Origin of the sequence: Pseudoxanthomonas sp. Root65 (assembly GCF_001427635.1) — a bacterium.
Lineage (GTDB): Bacteria > Pseudomonadota > Gammaproteobacteria > Xanthomonadales > Xanthomonadaceae > Pseudoxanthomonas_A.
Genome location: NZ_LMHA01000002.1, coordinates 293,019 through 310,292, shown reverse-complemented (window position 1 = coordinate 310,292; position 17,274 = coordinate 293,019). Strand labels below are relative to the sequence as shown.

Sequence of the window (17,274 nt, the reverse complement as noted above, 5' to 3'; positions counted from 1 at the left end):
CAAGTTCCGCCCGCAGGCGCCGATGAAGGTGACAGGAAACCTTCCTCGGCCCTCCCGAGCATGTCCAGTCCGCAACGCGCCGTACCCGCCATCGCCAGCCAGTCGCCCCTGCCCCAGCGCATTCTGGTGGTGGAGAACTCGCGCACGCATGCGCGCCTGATCGGCGAGGCCATCGAGCAGAAGCTCAGCCTGCCGGTGGTGTACGCCGCCACGCTGGGCGAGGCGCGGACCACGCTGGACAAGCATCCCGACTGGTTCATGGTGGTCACCAGCCTGGTGCTGGCCGACGGCAGCCACGACGAGGTGGTCGAATTCTTCCTGTCGCGCCAGTTGCCCACCGTGGTGGTCAGCGGCGTGTACGACGACACCCTGCGCGAGCAGGTGCTGCGCCGGCAGGTGGTGGACTACGTGCTGAAGAACACGCCGGGCAGCATCGACTACCTGGTCTGGCTGGTGCAGCGGCTGGAGCGCAACCGCCGCATCGCGGCGCTGATCGTCGACGACTCGCGTTCGGCGCGCCAGCACGCAGCGGCGCTGCTGTCGATGTACGGCTTCCGCGTGGTCGAAGCCGCCGATGGCGAAGCCGGCCTGGCGATGCTGGACGCCAACCCCGACATCCGTCTGGCCATCGTCGACCAGGAAATGCCCGGCATGAAGGGCCACGAATTCACCCGGCGCCTGCGTGCGCGCCACGCGCGCGACCATCTGGCGATCATCGGCATCTCCGGCACCAGCGACGGCAGCCTGGTGCCACGCTTCCTGAAGAGCGGCGCCAACGACTTCCTGCACAAGCCGTTCTCGCGCGAGGAATTCTTCTGCCGCGTCTCGCAGAACATCGACCAGCTGGAACTGATCGGCACGCTGCAGGACCTGGCCACGCGCGATTTCCTGACCGGCCTGCCGAATCGCCGCCATTTCCTGGCCGAATGCCACGCGCTGCTGCCCAATACGCTGGGCCGACAGCAGGCGGTCACCGCCGCGATCATCGATATCGACCACTTCAAGCACATCAACGACACCCATGGTCACGAGGCGGGCGACGTCGCGCTGAAGGCTGTCGCCCAGGCCATCGCACGCCATGCCGGCACGCAGGACCTGGTCGCCCGCTTCGGTGGCGAGGAGTTCTGTGCGCTGGTGCCTTATCTGGGCGAAAGCGAGGCGGTGGATTACTTCGAGTCCTTGCGTGCCGCGATCGAAGCGCTTGCCGTGGACATCGGCGGCCACACCCTGCGTATGACGGTCAGCATCGGCGTGTTCCGCACCCGCTTCCCCGGCCAGACACTCAATCACCTGCTCAGCGAAGCCGATCGGCGGCTGTACCTGGCCAAGGCGGGTGGGCGGAACCGGGTGGTCTCCAGCGGCTGAGACACTCTCCTGTGGGAGCGACGTAAGTCGCGAGCTTTGCCGTCGTTGAGGTAAGAGCTCGCGACTTACGTCGCTCCCACACCAAACATCAATTTCGCTCCCTGTGACCCCATGTCGCAGCATTGATCCCGATCAATGCCGCGACGCGGGCGCGCACCTAGATTTCCCCTGCATTCCGGCATCCGCCGGCAGGGGAATCCGCACATGACACTGCTGATCTGGCAGGACGACATGGACACCGGCATCGACATCATCGATGGCCAGCACCGCCGTATCGTGGAGATGATCAACCATCTGCACGTTACCCAGAAATCGATGGAGCGCTTCGCCGTCGGCGAGGTGATCGATGAACTGGTCGACTACACGCTGTCCCACTTCGCCTTCGAGGAAGAGCTGATGGAGGAAGCCGGCTATCCGTTCAGCGCGGCGCACAAGCGCGTGCACGACGTGTTCACCAAGCGGGTTTCCGAATACCGCCTGCGCTTCGAGGCTGGCGAGGACATCGTGGACGAACTGCGCGGCATGCTGTCGCGCTGGCTGTTCAACCACATCCGCAACGACGACAAGGCGTACGCAGACTCGGTGAAGCGGCACCTCAACCAGTTCGTACGGGACCACCAGCAGGGCGGCTGGCTGAGCCGCACCGTGAAGCGCCTGTTCGCGTAGCGTGCGCTGTGCGCACGGGGAAAAATCCTGCGGTCGTGCGCGTGGCGCACGCTACGGCGTGTGCGGACACCTTACCGGCGGCGCGGCATGACCAGCAGCGCCACCAAGGTCAGGCCCGCCATCGCGGCGAGGTACCACCCGACCGAGGCAAGCCCGTACCGTTCACCCAGTCGCGTGGCGATGTACGGCGCCGGCGATGCGCCCAGGATGCCGGCCAGGTTGAACGCCAGCGACGCGCCGGTGTAGCGCACGGCGGTGGGGAACATCTCCGCCAGGATCGTGCCGCAGGGGCCATAGGTCAGCCCCATCGCCCCCAGGCCCAGCGCCAGGAATGCCAGCACGCCCAGGTCGCTGCCGGATTCCAGCAGCGGGGCGAACACGAAGCCGAAGCCGATGATCAGCAACGTGGCCACGATCATCGCATTGCGCCGCCCGAAGCGATCCGCGTACAGCGCAGACACCGGGATGGTGAGCGCGAAGAACAGCACGCCGATCATCTGCAGCATCAGGAAATGCTCGCGCGAGTAGCCCAGCTTCGAGGTGCCCCAGCTCAGCGCGAACACCGTCATCAGGTAGAACAGCACGAACGTAGCGACCAGCGCGAACGTGCCGGTCACCAGCGCGACCGGGTGCTCGCGCACGGTGGTCAGCATCGGCACCTTGACGCGTTCGTCGCGGTCCAGCGCCTGCTGGAAATCGGGCGTCTCGGCAATGCTCAGCCGCATCCACAGCCCGACGAACACCAGCACGGCGCTGGCGACGAACGGAATGCGCCAGCCCCAGGCCAGGAACTGCGCATCGTCCATCACTTCGGTCAACAGCAGGAAGATGCCGGTCGAGCACAGGAAACCCAGCGGCGCGCCCAGTTGCGGAAACATGCCATACCACGCCCGCTTGCCTGGCGGCGCATTCTCCGTGGCCAGCAGCACCGCGCCGCCCCACTCGCCGCCCAGACCGATGCCCTGCCCCAGGCGGCACAGCGCCAGCAGCAACGGCGCCACGATGCCCACCTGCGCATAGGTCGGCAGCAGGCCGATCAGCACGGTGGAGATGCCCATCGTCAGCAGCGCCGCCACCAGCGTCGCCTTGCGCCCGACGCGGTCGCCGAAGTGGCCGAACAGCGCCGAGCCCACCGGCCGCGCGATGAACGCCAGCGCGAAGGTGGCGAACGACTGCAGCATCGCGGTGGTGGGATCGCCCTGCGGGAAGAACAGGTGCGGGAACACGAGCACCGCCGCCGTCGCGTAGATGTAGAAATCGAAGAACTCGATGGTGGTGCCGATCAGGCTGGCAAACAGCACGCGGCCGGGCGAGTTGGTGGACGTGGAAGCGGCGGCGCTGGCGGTCATGGAGGAGCCGATCGGTGGGTCGGGGCGATTCTGGCAGAACGGACGAGGGGCTGTGGGAGCGACGTCAGTCGCGAACTGCGTCCGGCCTGGCGGACATCGGCATCGCGACTGACGTCGCTCCCACAGGAAACACGATCAGCTCCCCAGATTGATCCAGGTCGCCTTGATCTCGGTGTACTTGTCGAAGGCGTGCAGCGATTTGTCGCGGCCGTTGCCGGACTGCTTGTAGCCGCCGAACGGCGCGGTCATGTCGCCGCCGTCCCAGTAGTTCACCCACACGCTGCCCGCGCGCAGTTTGCGGGCGACGCGATGCGCCCGGCTGATGTCGCGCGTCCACACGCCGGCCGCCAGGCCGTACTCGCTGTCGTTGGCCATGCGCAGGGCGTCTTCCTCGCTGTCGAACGCGATCACCGACAGCACCGGGCCGAAGATCTCCTCGCGGCTGATCGTGTGCTCGTGCGCCACGTCGTCGAACACGGTCGGCTCCAGATAGCAGCCGCCGGCTTCCACGTCGGCACGCCGGCCGCCCAGTGCCAGGCGCGCGCCTTCGGCCTTGCCTTTCTCGATGTAGTCGAGCACGCGTCGGGTCTGCCCTTCGTCCACCATCGCGCCCATCGGCGCGCCGGGGTCCAACGGATGGCGCGGACGCATGGCCTTGCCGGCCTCGACCACGCGGGCGACGAATTCATCCTTGATGGAGCGCTCCACCAGCAGACGCGACGCCGCGGTACAGACCTCACCCTGGTTGTAGAAGATGCCGCCCGCCGCCGCCTTCGCGGCCACGTCCAGGTCGTGCGCGTCGGCGAACACGATGTTGGGGCTCTTGCCGCCGCATTCCATGTACGCGCGCTTCATGTTCGACAGGCCCGCGCACTGCAGCAGGCGCTTGCCGACCGCAGTGGAACCGGTGAACACCAGGCCGTCCACGTCCATGTGCAGCGCGAGCGGCTCGCCGGCGGTCTTGCCGAAGCCCGGCACCACGTTGAGCACGCCGGCCGGGATGCCGGCCTCGATGGCGAGTTCGGCCAGGCGGATCGCGGTGAGCGGCGATTTCTCCGACGGCTTCAGCACGATGGAATTGCCCATCGCCAGCGCCGGCGCCAGCTTCCACGTGGCCATCAGCAGCGGGAAATTCCACGGCACGATGGCGCCGATTACGCCCAAGGGCTCGCGCGTCACCAGGCCCAGCTCGTCCTGCCCGGTCGCCGCGACTTCGCCATACACCTTGTCCAGGGCCTCGGCGGTCCAGCCCATGCAGCGGATGGTCGCGGCGAGATCCACAGTGCGGGCGTCGCTGACCGGCTTGCCCATATCCAGCGATTCCAGCAGCGCCAGTTCGTCGGCATGCTCTTCGATCAACCGGGTGAGCTTCAGCAATACCTTCTTGCGGTGCGTCGGGCGCGCGTTCGACCACGCGCCCGCCTCGAAACTGCGGCGCGCGGCGGCAACGGCACGGTTGATGTCCTCTTCCTGCCCATCGGCCACCTGGCCCAGCAAGCGGCCATCGATGGGACTGATGCAGTCGAAGGTCTTGCCGGACGCCGCATCCACATACCGGCCGTCGATGAAGGCCTGCGTGCGGATCGACAGCGCGGCGGCCATGGCCTGCCAGTCGTGTTGCGTGCGGGGATTGTTCATGGGAACTCCATAGTGGGTTTGCACCCTTCTCCCGCCGGGAGAAGGTGGCGCGAAGCGCCGGATGAGGGGTGCCACTGCCATCTATCCGGCACCTGTGCTGCATAGCGAGCCACAGCGAGTGGATGGGGCAAACAGCCGATGGATCGACTTCATGGCTCGCCGCGGCTCGTTCATCATAGGACCGTATAAGCGGTGGGGCACCCCCAACCCCTCTCCCGATGGGAGAGGGGCTCGAATCGTTCAAAACGTCGCCGGCGTATTCGCGCTGACGATCACCGCATCCACCTCACCGACATTCCGGAACCGATGCGGCACGCGGCTTTCGAAGTAGTAGGCCTCGCCTGCCTTCAGCACGCGCACCTGCTCGCCGACGGTGACCTCCACTTCGCCGGCGATCACCACGCCGCCCTCTTCGCCATCGTGCGCCAGCATGCTGTCGCCGGTATCGCTGCCGGGCGGCATCACTTCGCGCAGGATGCACATCTGCCGTTGCGGACGGTGCTGGCCCACGAGGAAATAGTGGATGCCGTTGCTGCCCACGTCCGGCAACTCGTCGGCCACGTAGAACGGGCTGTCGGGCAGGCCCTTCTCCAGATCGAGGGTGAAGAAGTCGGCGAGCGAGATCGGAATCCCGTCCAGCACCTTCTTCAGCGAGCTGACCGACGGGCTGACCTTGTTCTGCTCGATCAGCGAGATGGTGCTGTTGGTGACGCCCACGCGCTTGGCCAGCTCGCGCTGGCTGAGGCTCTTGGATTTGCGGACCAGTTGCAGGCGTGCGCCGATGTCCATCACCACCCTTTGGTGAAACCCTGATGTCACGGGATACTTTACACCTCGCGCCCCTCATCTTGGGAAGCCCTCTGGCTGCTTATGGGGCGGACGCTTCTGCTGCGGCGCCCTGCAGCCATGAAGACCGACGCGGCAGCCCCGCCTGCGCGGCCGACCGTGACCCTCGTCAGTTGTAAAGTTTTTTCAACGCGCTAAGCTGCGCCCATCCACCCCGCCCCGGACCCGCGATGAGCGCCGACGACACTTCCTCTTCCCGCGCCCTGGCCGATCATTACGCCCGCCAGAACCTCGAGGCACCGGCCTCGCTGGACCACTTCTGGATGCCGTTCACGGCCAACAAGCAGTTCAAGGCCAAGCCGCGCCTGCTCGCCAGCGCGTCCGGCATGTACTACCGCGATGTCGACGGCAACGAAGTGCTGGATGCCACGGCCGGCCTGTGGTGCTGCAATGCCGGCCACTCCCGGCCGCGCATCGTCGAAGCCATCAGGCAGCAGATCGGCACGCTCGACTTCGCGCCCAACTTCTCGATGAGCTCGCCGCTGCCGTTCAAGCTGGCCGAGCGCCTGGCCGCGCTGGCGCCGGGCGACCTCAACAAGGTGTTCTTCAGCAACTCCGGCTCGGAAGCGGTGGACAGTGCGTTGAAGATCGCCCTGGCCTACCACCGCGTGCGTGGCGAAGGCCAGCGCACGCGCTTCATCGGCCGCGAGAAGGGTTATCACGGCGTCGGCTTCGGCGGCATGTCGGTGGGCGGCCTGCCGAACAACCGCAAGTGGTTCGGCCCGGGACTGTCGGCGGTGTCGCATATCCGCCACACGCTGGACGTGTCGCGCAATGCGTTCTCGAAGGGCCTGCCGCCGCATGGCATCGAACTGGCCGAAGACCTGGAGCGCCAGATCGCGCTGTACGACGCCTCGACCATCGCCGCCGTCATCGTCGAGCCGATCTCCGGGTCTGCCGGCGTGGTCATCCCGCCGCAGGGCTACCTGCAGCGCCTGCGCGAGATCTGCGACAGGCACGGCATCCTGCTGATCTTCGACGAAGTGATCACCGGCTTCGGCCGCGTCGGCCACGCCTTCGGCGCGCAGCGCTTCGGCGTCACGCCGGACATGATCACCGCCGCCAAGGGCATCACCAACGGCTGCGTGCCGATGGGTGCCACCTTCGTGTCGGACCGCATGTTCGACGCCTTCATGCGCGGGCCGGACCACGTCATCGACATGTTCCATGGCTATACCTACTCCGGCCATCCGCTGGCTTGCGCCGCCGCGCTCGCCACATTGGACACCTACGAGGAAGAAAACCTGTTCGACAAGGCGCTCAGTCTGGGCGATTACTGGCAGGAGGCGCTGCACTCGCTGAAGGATCTGCCGAACGTGGTCGACATCCGCAACGTCGGCCTGGTCGGCGCCATCGAACTGGCCCCGCGCGCGGGCGCACCGGGCACCCGCGCCTATGACGTGTTCAGCCGCGCCTTCCATGAAGGCCACCTGCTGACCCGGGTGACCGGCGACGTCATCGCCCTGTCGCCGCCGCTGATCGTGGAGAAGTCCCAGATCGACCGGATCGCGAATGTCCTGGCGGACACCATACGCGCGACCGCGTAAAATTACGGATCAACGGCACCAGCGCTCCCCCTCGCGCGAAGCCCCTTCCCGCTACTGGAGAGCAACATGCTGATCGGCGTCCCCAAGGAAATAAAGAACCACGAGTACCGCATCGGGCTTACCCCGTCCGGCGCGCGCGAACTGGTCTCGAATGGCCACCAGGTCATCGTCCAGCGCGACGGCGGCAAGGCCATCGGCCTGACCGATGAGCAGTACATCAAGGCCGGTGCGCAGATCGTCGACACGGCCGAAGAGATCTTTGCCCGCGCCGACATGATCATCAAGGTCAAGGAGCCGCAGCCGAACGAGTGCGCCATGCTGCGCCCCGGCCAGGTGCTCTACACCTACCTGCACCTCGCGCCCGATCCCGAGCAGACCAAGGCGCTGGTCGCTTCTGGTGCCACCTGCATCGCGTACGAAACCGTCACCGACCGCAAGGGCGGCCTGCCGCTGCTGGCGCCGATGTCCGAAGTGGCCGGCCGCATGTCGATCCAGGCCGGCGCGCACGCGCTGGAGAAGGCGCAGGGCGGTTCCGGCGTGCTGCTTGGCGGCGTACCCGGCGTGAAGCCCGCCGAAGTGCTGGTGATCGGCGGCGGCGTGGTGGGCATCAATGCCGCGCGCATGGCGATGGGTATGAACGCGCACGTCACCATCCTCGACCGCTCGCTCGACCGCCTGAAGTATCTGGACGAGCTGTACGGCCACCAGCTGACCACGATCTACTCGACCCGCGACGCCATCGAAGAGCGCCTGCCCGACACCGATCTGGTGATCGGCGCGGTGCTGATCCCCGGCGCCGCCGCCCCCAAGCTGGTGTCGCGCGAGCAGCTGAAGCTGATGCGTCCCGGCTCGGTGCTGGTGGACGTGGCGATCGACCAGGGCGGCTGCTTCGAGACCTCGAAAGCCACCACCCACCAGAACCCGACCTACGAAGTGGACGGCATCATCCACTACTGCGTGGCCAACATGCCGGGCGGCGTCGCCCGCACGTCCACCTTCGCGCTGACCAACGCCACCCTGCCCTTCGCCGTGCAGCTGGCCAACAAGGGCGCGAAGCAGGCCATGCTGGACGACGAACACCTGCTCAATGGCCTGAACGTGCACGCCGGCAAGATCACCTACAAGGCGGTGGCCGACGACCTGGGTTACGCCTACGTGTCGGCGCGCGACGCGCTGGCGTAACCCGCTGTTCCTTCTCCCCGCAACTGTGGGGAGAAGGTGCCGAAGGCGGATGAGGGGCACGCAGGAGCCATCACCGCCTCGGCGATGACGACCCTATCGAGCGACTGGAAAAGCAACACTCGAAACACCGCGCCACGATTGAAGAAAAGGGCTCCGTCGCCCCTCACCCGCCCTTCGGGCACCCTCTCCCCGCTCGCGGGGCGAGGGATACAGCAAGGTAGTCCGCCATGACAGAAGCGCTGCACCATTTCTTCAACGGACAGCGGGTGGAAGGCGGCAGTGGCCGCTTCGGCGATGTGTTCGACCCCGCCACCGGCGTCGTCACCGCACGCGTGCCGCTGGCGTCGGCCGATGACGTCAGGCGAGCGGTGGATGCCGCATCCGCCGCCTTCCCCGCCTGGGCGGCGACCACGCCGCTGAACCGCGCGCGCGTGATGTTCCGTTTCAAGGAACTGCTGGAGAAGCACGCCGGCGACCTGGCGAAGATCATTACGTCGGAGCACGGCAAGGTGCTCTCCGACGCGCGTGGCGAAGTGACGCGCGGGTTGGAAGTCGTCGAGTTCGCGTGCGGCATCCCGCACCTGCTCAAGGGCGAGCATTCGATGAACGTCGGCCGCGATGTCGATTCGTGGAGCGAGTACGCCCCGCTCGGCGTGGTCGCCGGCATCACGCCGTTCAACTTCCCGGCGATGGTGCCGCTGTGGATGTTCCCGGTGGCGCTGGCCTGCGGCAACACGTTCGTGCTGAAGCCGTCGGAACGCGATCCGTCGGCGGCACTGTTCATGGCCGACCTGCTGAAACAGGCCGGCCTGCCCGATGGTGTTTTCAATGTCGTGCACGGCGACAAGGTGGCGGTGGACGCGCTGCTCGACGAGCCGCGCGTGCAGGCGCTGAGTTTCGTAGGCTCCACCCCGATCGCCGAATACATCTACGCGCGCGGCAGTGCCAACGGCAAGCGCGTGCAGGCGCTGGGCGGGGCAAAGAACCACATGGTCGTGCTGCCCGATGCCGACCTGGACGGCGCCGTCTCCGCGCTGCTCGGTGCCGGCTACGGTTCCGCCGGCGAGCGCTGCATGGCGATCTCGGTGGCGGTCTGCGTAGGCGATGCCACCGCGGACGCGCTGGTGGCGGCGCTGGCCCCCAAGGTCGCCGCACTGAAGATCGGCCCGGGCTGCCTGGATCCGGAAATGGGCCCGCTGGTCACCGCGGCGCACCGCGACAAGGTACGCGGCTATGTCGATGCCGGCGTGGCCGAGGGTGCGACGCTGGTCGTCGATGGTCGCGGCCACGTGGTCGACGGCCATGCCGATGGTTTCTTCCTCGGCGGCTGCCTGTTCGACCGCGTCGTGCCGGACATGACGATCTACCGCGAGGAGATTTTCGGCCCGGTGTTGTGCGTCATGCGGGTGCCGGATCTCGAGGCCGCCCTGCATCTGGTCAACACCCACGAGTACGGCAACGGAACCGCCGTGTTCACCCGCGATGGCGGCGCCGCGCGCGAGTTCGCCCATCGCGTGCAGGCCGGCATGGTCGGCATCAACGTGCCGATCCCGGTGCCGATGGCCTTCCACAGCTTCGGCGGCTGGAAACGCTCGATCTTCGGCCCCCTGCATGTGCATGGCCCGGATGGCGTGCGCTTCTACACCCGCCTGAAGACCGTCACCGCCCGCTGGCCGGAGACGCACGCGGCCGAGTTCGTGATGCCGACGATGAAGTAAAGTCGGTGCCGGTCCCCGAGAGGCGCAGACGCATGTCCTTCCGTCGTATCCGCATCCTCGTCCTGCTGCCCTGCCTCGCCGTCGCGGCGATCGCATCGGCCGGCGAACCCGTCGCGCAGGTGCGCGTCGCCTTCGACCGCGGCGGCATCGTCGCCACCCGCGCCGAAGGCAAGGCCGATCTCGCCACCGGTCGCCAGGTCACCGCCGACGATCCCGTGCGCATCGCCTCGATCTCGAAACTGGTGACCGCCATCGGCGTGATGCGGTTGGTCGAAGCGGGCACGCTCGACCTCGATGCCGACGTGTCCACCTACCTGGGCTGGACGCTGCGCCACCCGCAGTTCCCCGACACACCGATCACCCTGCGCCTGCTGCTGTCGCACCGCTCCAGCCTGACCGATGCCGCCGGCTACTACGCCACGCCGCTGGGCGAACCGCTCAAGACGATCCTCGACGACCCGAAGGCCTGGGACGACGCGCATGCGCCCGGCACGCACTTCCGCTACACCAACCTCAACTTCCCGCTGGTGGCGATGGCGATGGAACGCGCCACCGGCGAACGCTTCGACCTGTTGATGCGCCGTCTGGTGCTAACGCCGCTGAAGTTGGACGCCTGCTTCAACTGGGAAAGCTGCGACGCCGACACCGCCATGCGTGCCGTGGTGCTGTATCGCGACCGCGCGTCGGTGCGCGACGAAAACCGGGCGGGAAAACCCGCCTGTGCCGTCGTCGTCAAGGACGGAGCCGACTGCGATCTCGCCCGCTGGAAGGCCGGCGAGAACGGCGCACTGTTCTCGCCGCAAGGCGGCCTGCGGATCTCGGCCAATGGGCTAGCGAAGATCGGGCGCCTGCTGTTGAACCAGGGCGACGTCGACGGCGTCCGGCTGCTGCAACCGGCGGCCGTGGCCGAACTACTGCGCCCCCAGTGGACCTTCACCGGCGACAACGGCGTGACGCACGAAGAAGACACCGGCGCCGGCACGGCCAAGGCCTTCTTCTGCCGCTACGGCCTCGCCGCGCAGACCTTGGCGACACCGCATGCGCAGTGCGGTGACGACCTGTTCGGCGATGGCCGCGCGCACGTGGGCCATTCCGGCGACGCCTACGGTCTGCGCTCCGGCTTGTGGATCGATCGCGAGCGCGGCACGGGCGTTGCGTATTTCGCCACCGACGCGGGCACGTCGGCAGCCGGTGCGAACTCCGCGTTCACCGCCGTCGAGGAAACGCTCGCACGCAACGGCGATGCGTCTGCCGGGCAGTGAAGGCGACGTGAAATCGCAGGACGTTGCCGCACGCGTGCACGGCGTGTGAAGAAGAAGGCGCTTGCGTCCTGCGACGTCGCCGCATCCATCGTCGGCATATCTGCGTAAGGGGTGGCGCCCGATGCACGATGCATCGGCCTTTTCCCCTGGAGGATTCCCCCGATGAAGAAGTCGCTCTTTGCAGTGGCCGTATCGTTCGCCCTCGCAGCACCCGCCTACGCGGCCGGCCCGCAGCCGGGCAAGTTCTCGATGTCCGTCTTCGGCGGCACCGACACGCCCGTCAGCGGCGACGTGCACGATGGTGCCACCGCTGCGGTGCCGGACCTGGGCCCGTTGAATCCGGCACTCGCCGGCGTGAGTGCCGAATTGCGCATCCAGCCGCGTTCGCATGAAGACATCTACGACAACGCCGTGGGCTATGGCCTGGAGTTCGCCTACGGGCTCAACCAGAACGCGGAAATCTTCGGCCAGGTCCGTCGCACCGAAACCGATCCCGGCACCGTGCAGGTAGGTGGCGCCTTCGTGCCCGCACTGAACACCACGTTGCCCGTCTACGGCACCTTCAGCGACTACAAGGCGCTGACCGTCGAAGCCGGCTACCGCCACTACTTCATGGAGCCGGGCTACACCCGCCCGTTCATTGCAGGCCGGTTGGGCGCCACGCAGACCGATGACATCCGCGCCACGTTCGAAATCCCCGATGCCGGCATCACCATTCCCAACGCGCCATTCACCGAGAAGAAGTGGGCCGCCAGTGCCGGCGTGGACGTGGGCGTGCTGATCCCGGTGAACGACAGCTTCAGCATCACCGCGCAGGCGGGCGTGCGCTACGTCGCCGACCTGAGCGGCGATGACAGCGCCATCGGCGGCCTGGGCCTGGGCTCGATCAACGACACCGGCAAGCGCGTGTCGGTGCCGGTCTCCATCGCCGCCCGCTTCGACTTCTGACCGCCACGCGCCGCGGGCGGGCCGCCCCTCTCCCCGGGCCGTCCGCGGCGCGATGTGCGTGCGCCACCTCTCAAGATCTCCCTGCACCGGCCGATAGTGCCTACATGTCGCCCCGCGTCGATCTCCGACGCGGGGCCTTCACGATCCAACAGGGGGATCCACCACCATGACGTCACGTCCTACCGTCCTGCTGTGCGACGACTCGCGCGCCTTGCGCATGCTTGCCGCACGCCAATTGTCCGACTGCGGTTTCGAAGTCGTGGGTGAAGCCGGCAACGGCAACGAAGCCTTCGACCAGTACCAGGCATTGCAGCCCGATGTGGTGCTGCTGGACCTGGTGATGCCGGAGTGCGATGGCAAGCAGGCGCTCGCCCGGATCCTCTCGCACGACCCCGGCGCCCGCGTGGTCATCCTCAGCTCGCTCGGCGCGCAGAGCGACATCGAGGACTGCCTGAAGCTGGGTGCGAAGTCGTACCTGCAGAAACCCATCGATCCGGAAGTGATGGATCGCGTGCTGCACGAAGCGGTCGCCTGACCACCGCGCACGTTCTCCTTCCTCTTCAGTACGAGACCACATCATGGCAGCGAAATTCCTGGGCCAGTTCCTGCTGGAACGCGGCACCATCACCTCCGCACAACTGCTGGCCGCGCTCGACGCGCAGCGCGCCTCCAACCCCCTGCTCGGCGAACTGGCCGTCCATCACCAGATGCTGGATGCCGCGCAGGCGCGCCGCATCAACGACCGCCAGCGCGCCGAGGATCGCCGCTTCGGCGACATCGCGCTGGAGATGGGCCTGCTGGACGCCGGCCAGCTCGACGTGTTGCTGACCGCGCAGAAGAAGGGCCGCAAGCTGTTCGGTCAGATCCTGGTCGAACAGGGCACGCTGACCGCCGAGCAGCTGGAGACGGAACTGGCCGCGCATCGCCGCGACCTGGACGAGGCCAACCACGCACTCGCGCTCGGCATCGCCGGCCACGCGCTGGCCGACGTGGCCACCAGCGCGATCCGCGTCAGCAACCGCCTGTTCCCGCGCCTGCTGGGCAGCCAGTGCCAGGCATCCGGCATCGCCGATGCCGCCACGCTCGCCGCCTGCGACGTCACGGCGCACGTGCGCATCGATGCCGGCACGGAATCCCTGCTGATCGGCATCGGCTGCAGCCGCGCCACCATGCAGGCGATCGGCTGTTCGCTGCTGTCGATCACGCCCGACCAGTGCGACGACGAACTCGCCCTCGACGCACTGGGCGAGCTGGTCAACGTGCTGATGGGCTACGTGGTGCGCGACACCCTGGCCGATGACGCCAGCTACCGCGCGCATCCCCCGAGCACCACGCTGTCCGCCGCCGACCTGGCCGCACGCGAGAGCACGCTGGCGCTGTCGATGGCCTCGCAGCGCGGGGACTTCGTGCTGATCGTCGGCTGAGGCGGCTTACGCCCGCGTCAGCCGCCAGGCGCGGTGGATGCGGGCGTTGCGTTCGAAATCCGGCGGGATCGTGCTGGCGCTGATCTCTTCGCAGTGGGCGAATTCGGCCACGGCGTCCTCGTCCAGCTTGAAGCGACGGAAGTTGTTGCTGAAGTACAGCACGCCGCCCGGCGCCAGTCGCGCCACGGCGGCACGCAGCAGGCGGATCTGTTCCTTCTGCACGTCGAAATCGTCGGCGCGCGCGGAGTTGGAGAACGTCGGCGGGTCGCAGAAGACCAGGTCGTACTCGCCCTGCTCGGCCTCCAGCCAGCGCACCGCGTCGGCCTGCACCAGCCGGTGCTTGGCGCCGCCCAGGCCGTTCTCGGCCAGGTTGTCCGCGCACCACTGCAGGTAGGTCGCCGACAGGTCCACGCTGGTCGTCGACGCCGCACCGGCCACCGCCGCCTGCACGCTGGCCACGCCGGTGTAGCAGAACAGGTTGAGGAAGCGCTTGCCGCGCGACTCCTGCGCCATGCGGCGGCGCAGCGGACGGTGGTCGAGGAACAGGCCGGTATCGAGGTAATCGAACAGGTTGACCCGCACCAGCGCCCCGGACTCGCGCACGACGATGAACTCGTCGCGCTGCTGCATGCGGCCGTACTTGGAACCGCCCTTGCCGCGCTCGCGCGATTTCACCGCAATCTGCTCCTGCGGCACGGCGAACACCTCACGGACGGCGGCCAGCAGTTCGCTGAAACGGCGGCGCACGTCGTGCTCGGGAATGGTGGCCGGCGCCGCGTATTCCTGCACGTGCAGGAACGTGCGTCCCTGTCCGCCCTCTTCGGTGTAGACGTCGATGGCGGCGGCGTACTCGGGCAGGTCGGCGTCGTAGGCGCGGTAACAGCTCACCTGTTCCTGTTCGCGCCAGCGCTTGAACTTCTTCAGGTTCTTGCGCAGGCGATTGGCGACCATCTGCGCGCCGTCCGACAGCGGTTTGGCTTCACGCGGCTCGCGCGCCGGGGTGGCCACCGGATCGCAGACGATCAGCGCGCATTCGATCGCACCGTTGAACAGCTGGTACTTCTTCGCCGCGCGCAGGCCGGTCGCATAGCCCAGATCGGCATTGCCGCACAGCAGGCTGGCGCGCCACTGCGGCACGGCCCGCTGCAAGGCATCGCCCAGCGCGCGGTACAGGTCGGCGTCGGCCGCCAGCCGTTCGTCGTAGGGCGGATTGCAGACCACCAGGCCACGCGGTGTTTCCTGGACAGGCAGTTGCGCGACGTCGCGCGCGTCGAACTGCAGTTGCCCGGCCAGGCCGGCGAGCACGGCGTTGTCGCGGGCGGCGCGGATCGCGCCCAGGTCGATGTCGCTACCGAAGAACGCCGGGCGCAGCGCCTTGCGTCCTTCCGTCTCGCGCTGCACCGCCTCGGCGAACAGGCCACGCCACGCCTCCACGTCGAAGCCCGACCAGCGCGACGGCAGCACGTTGCCGTGCCGTTGCAGGCCCGGCGCCACGTCCGCCGCCATCAACGCGCCTTCGATCAGCAGCGTACCGCTGCCGCACATCGGATCGAGCAGCGCGCCGCCCTCGTCGTACAGGGCCGGCCAGCCACCGCGCATCAGCACGGCCGCCGCCAGGTTCTCCTTCAGTGGCGCATCGTTCTGCGCCTGTCGCCAGCCGCGTCGATGCATCGGACCGCCGCCGAGATCGATGGAGATCGTCGCGCGGTTCCTGCGCAGCGACAGGTTGATCCGCACGTCCGGCTGTTCCACATCGACCGACGGCCGCTCCAGGCCCTGCTGGCGCAGGCGGTCGACCACGGCATCCTTGACGCGCTGCGCGGCGAAGCGCGCATGGGTGATCGCCTCGCCGGAGACGTGCGCATCCACCGCCAGCGTCAGCTCGGGACGCGTATGCGTCTCCCAGGCGATCGCCATCACGCCGTCGTACAGCGCCTGCTCGTCGAGGCACTCGAACTCGGCGATCGGCCACAACACGCGGCTCGCAAGGCGCGACCACAGCACGGCGCGCTGCGCATCGACCGGCGCGCCTTCGGCATTGACGCCGGCGACAGTGGCGGTGGCCTTGGGAATCCCGAGCGCCGTCAGCTCATCGGCGAGCAGGTATTCCAGGCCTTTGGCGCAGGAGACGAAGAATTTCACGGTAAAACCTCGGTAAACAGGATCGTCGTCCCAGCGAACGCTGGGACCCATCTCGCTCTGGCTCCGCGCCCGGAAGCAGAACCAGAGTCAACATGGATGACCCGCCATTCGGCGGTTGAAAGCCCGGCTTGCGCCGGAATGACGGAAGGCGACGTCAAAGACGCGCCAGCAACTGTCCGAACGCCTCCGCCGAAGCGTCGACATGATCGGACAGGCGATGCCCGTCGTTGACCAGCAACAGATCGGCGCGGCGCGCATGCGCCCAGTCGACGACCGCCTGCGCCGGGATCAGCTCGTCATCCCAGCCATGGATGATGGACACGGGCACGGCGGCGGCATCGAGGGCCGGTAGCGGGCCCATCGCGATCGCCGGTGCCATCAGGAACAGGCCGTGCACGGGTACATCCAGCGAAATCCGCCCGGCGATGTAGCCGCCCAGGCTGGAGCCCGCCAGCACCACGGGACCGCGCGCGGCCGCGGCCTGCGCCAGACCGCGCAGACGCGCCAGCCGCGCGACCACGTCGCCCAGCGAACTGATGTCGCGGCGTGCGTCCAGGTCGGTGTAATCGGGGCGCTCATGACTCCAGCCCAGCCGTTCGGCCACCTCGGCGAGCGCGGTGACCTTGGTCGCGTCCGGGCCGCTCTCGAACCCGTGCGACAGGATGCAGTGGCCGCGCGTCACAGCGCCTCCACCGCATCGCCCAGGCGGAAGCTGCCGCCTTCGACGATGCGCGCGCACAGGCCGCCATGACCGCGCATCGCGTTGTAGCCGCCGGGTCCGAGGGCGTCCTCCATGCGCGAGCACGGATCGCAGTCTTCCGTGCCCTCGAACACCGCGGTGCCGATGCGGAAGCGGCGCTGCTTCAACGCGATCAGCGGAATGCCCGACACCACCACGTTCCGGCGCAGCAGCGCCGGCGCCAGATCCGGTCGCTGCGCCAGCGTGGCGATCACGGGCAGGTGTTCGGCCTGGATCAGGGTGATGCCGCGCTTGCCGCTGCCGCCCTTGTAGCGGTCGCCGACCAGGCCGGCGCCGGTGACGGCCTCGACGGCGTCGATGGCGACCATCAGCTCGTCACGCGCAGGCCGCAGACCGATCCACTCCACCTGGCCGGCACGCGGCAGGGTGGCCATCAGCTTGGCCAGGGGGGAATCGGGATTCAGCGGCATGGGCGACCGGCGGCACG

General features: G+C 67.8%; 15 protein-coding genes. 9 read left to right on the top strand and 6 right to left on the bottom strand.

The window, feature by feature from the left end; translation table 11 throughout:
• The first annotated feature begins 60 nt into the window (after positions 1 to 60).
• Together ASD77_RS11960 and ASD77_RS11955 are read left to right on the top strand one after the other, a co-directional pair.
• The gene (locus ASD77_RS11960; protein WP_055941840.1) at positions 61 to 1,365 is read left to right on the top strand and encodes a diguanylate cyclase; all 1,305 of its coding nucleotides are present in this window, start codon (positions 61 to 63) and stop codon (positions 1,363 to 1,365) included.
• 204 nt (positions 1,366 to 1,569) lie between these two features.
• On the top strand, positions 1,570 to 2,031 hold the full coding sequence (locus ASD77_RS11955) for a bacteriohemerythrin (RefSeq protein ID WP_055941836.1): 462 nt from the start codon (positions 1,570 to 1,572) through the stop codon (positions 2,029 to 2,031).
• 71 nt (positions 2,032 to 2,102) lie between these two features.
• Here ASD77_RS11955 and ASD77_RS11950 read toward each other — a convergent pair whose 3' ends face one another.
• The 3 genes from ASD77_RS11950 to ASD77_RS11940 all read right to left on the bottom strand — a co-directional run bounded on the left by ASD77_RS11950 (position 2,103) and on the right by ASD77_RS11940 (position 5,807).
• The gene (locus ASD77_RS11950; RefSeq protein WP_055941833.1) at positions 2,103 to 3,380 is read right to left on the bottom strand and encodes an MFS transporter; all 1,278 of its coding nucleotides are present in this window, start codon (positions 3,378 to 3,380) and stop codon (positions 2,103 to 2,105) included.
• 135 nt (positions 3,381 to 3,515) lie between these two features.
• Positions 3,516 to 5,018, bottom strand: a complete 1,503-nt coding sequence (locus tag ASD77_RS11945; protein ID WP_055941831.1) for an aldehyde dehydrogenase — start codon at positions 5,016 to 5,018, stop codon at positions 3,516 to 3,518.
• Between the two features lie 240 nt (positions 5,019 to 5,258).
• Complete coding sequence (locus tag ASD77_RS11940) at positions 5,259 to 5,807, bottom strand: cupin domain-containing protein (protein WP_055941828.1); 549 nt, start codon at positions 5,805 to 5,807, stop codon at positions 5,259 to 5,261.
• A 227-nt stretch (positions 5,808 to 6,034) separates the two neighbouring features.
• On the opposite strand from ASD77_RS11940, the gene ASD77_RS11935 reads away from it, so the two are divergent.
• The 7 genes from ASD77_RS11935 to ASD77_RS11905 all read left to right on the top strand — a co-directional run bounded on the left by ASD77_RS11935 (position 6,035) and on the right by ASD77_RS11905 (position 13,945).
• The gene (locus ASD77_RS11935; RefSeq protein WP_055941825.1) at positions 6,035 to 7,411 is read left to right on the top strand and encodes an aspartate aminotransferase family protein; all 1,377 of its coding nucleotides are present in this window, start codon (positions 6,035 to 6,037) and stop codon (positions 7,409 to 7,411) included.
• Positions 7,412 to 7,477: 66 nt separating this feature from the next.
• Entirely contained in the window at positions 7,478 to 8,593 is a 1,116-nt protein-coding gene (gene ald / locus ASD77_RS11930) for an alanine dehydrogenase (protein WP_055941822.1), read from the top strand.
• Between the two features lie 227 nt (positions 8,594 to 8,820).
• Positions 8,821 to 10,311 (top strand): CoA-acylating methylmalonate-semialdehyde dehydrogenase, encoded by a 1,491-nt coding sequence (locus ASD77_RS11925; protein WP_055941817.1) that lies wholly within the window; start codon positions 8,821 to 8,823, stop codon positions 10,309 to 10,311.
• Between the two features lie 32 nt (positions 10,312 to 10,343).
• Positions 10,344 to 11,573: a serine hydrolase domain-containing protein gene (locus ASD77_RS11920; protein ID WP_055941815.1), complete on the top strand. Its 1,230-nt coding sequence runs from the start codon at positions 10,344 to 10,346 to the stop codon at positions 11,571 to 11,573.
• A 162-nt stretch (positions 11,574 to 11,735) separates the two neighbouring features.
• Positions 11,736 to 12,521 carry a hypothetical protein gene (locus ASD77_RS11915; RefSeq protein ID WP_055941812.1) on the top strand — a complete coding sequence of 262 codons (786 nt, stop codon included), beginning with the start codon at positions 11,736 to 11,738 and terminating at the stop codon, positions 12,519 to 12,521.
• Positions 12,522 to 12,687: 166 nt separating this feature from the next.
• Positions 12,688 to 13,056: a response regulator gene (locus ASD77_RS11910; RefSeq protein WP_055941811.1), complete on the top strand. Its 369-nt coding sequence runs from the start codon at positions 12,688 to 12,690 to the stop codon at positions 13,054 to 13,056.
• Between the two features lie 43 nt (positions 13,057 to 13,099).
• A complete protein-coding gene (locus ASD77_RS11905; protein ID WP_055941807.1) occupies positions 13,100 to 13,945 on the top strand; it encodes a hypothetical protein in 846 nt (281 codons plus the stop codon).
• A gap of 6 nt (positions 13,946 to 13,951) precedes the next feature.
• Here the strand turns inward: ASD77_RS11905 and rlmKL are convergent, their stop codons facing one another.
• The 3 genes from rlmKL to ASD77_RS11890 all read right to left on the bottom strand — a co-directional run bounded on the left by rlmKL (position 13,952) and on the right by ASD77_RS11890 (position 17,257).
• Positions 13,952 to 16,087, bottom strand: a complete 2,136-nt coding sequence (rlmKL, locus tag ASD77_RS11900; protein WP_055941804.1) for a bifunctional 23S rRNA (guanine(2069)-N(7))-methyltransferase RlmK/23S rRNA (guanine(2445)-N(2))-methyltransferase RlmL — start codon at positions 16,085 to 16,087, stop codon at positions 13,952 to 13,954.
• Between the two features lie 154 nt (positions 16,088 to 16,241).
• A complete protein-coding gene (locus tag ASD77_RS11895; RefSeq protein ID WP_055941803.1) occupies positions 16,242 to 16,769 on the bottom strand; it encodes a YqiA/YcfP family alpha/beta fold hydrolase in 528 nt (175 codons plus the stop codon).
• Positions 16,766 to 17,257 (bottom strand): MOSC domain-containing protein, encoded by a 492-nt coding sequence (locus ASD77_RS11890; RefSeq protein WP_055941801.1) that lies wholly within the window; start codon positions 17,255 to 17,257, stop codon positions 16,766 to 16,768. Before ASD77_RS11890 ends, ASD77_RS11895 begins: the two co-directional genes overlap by 4 nt.
• Between the last annotated feature and the right edge of the window lie 17 nt (positions 17,258 to 17,274).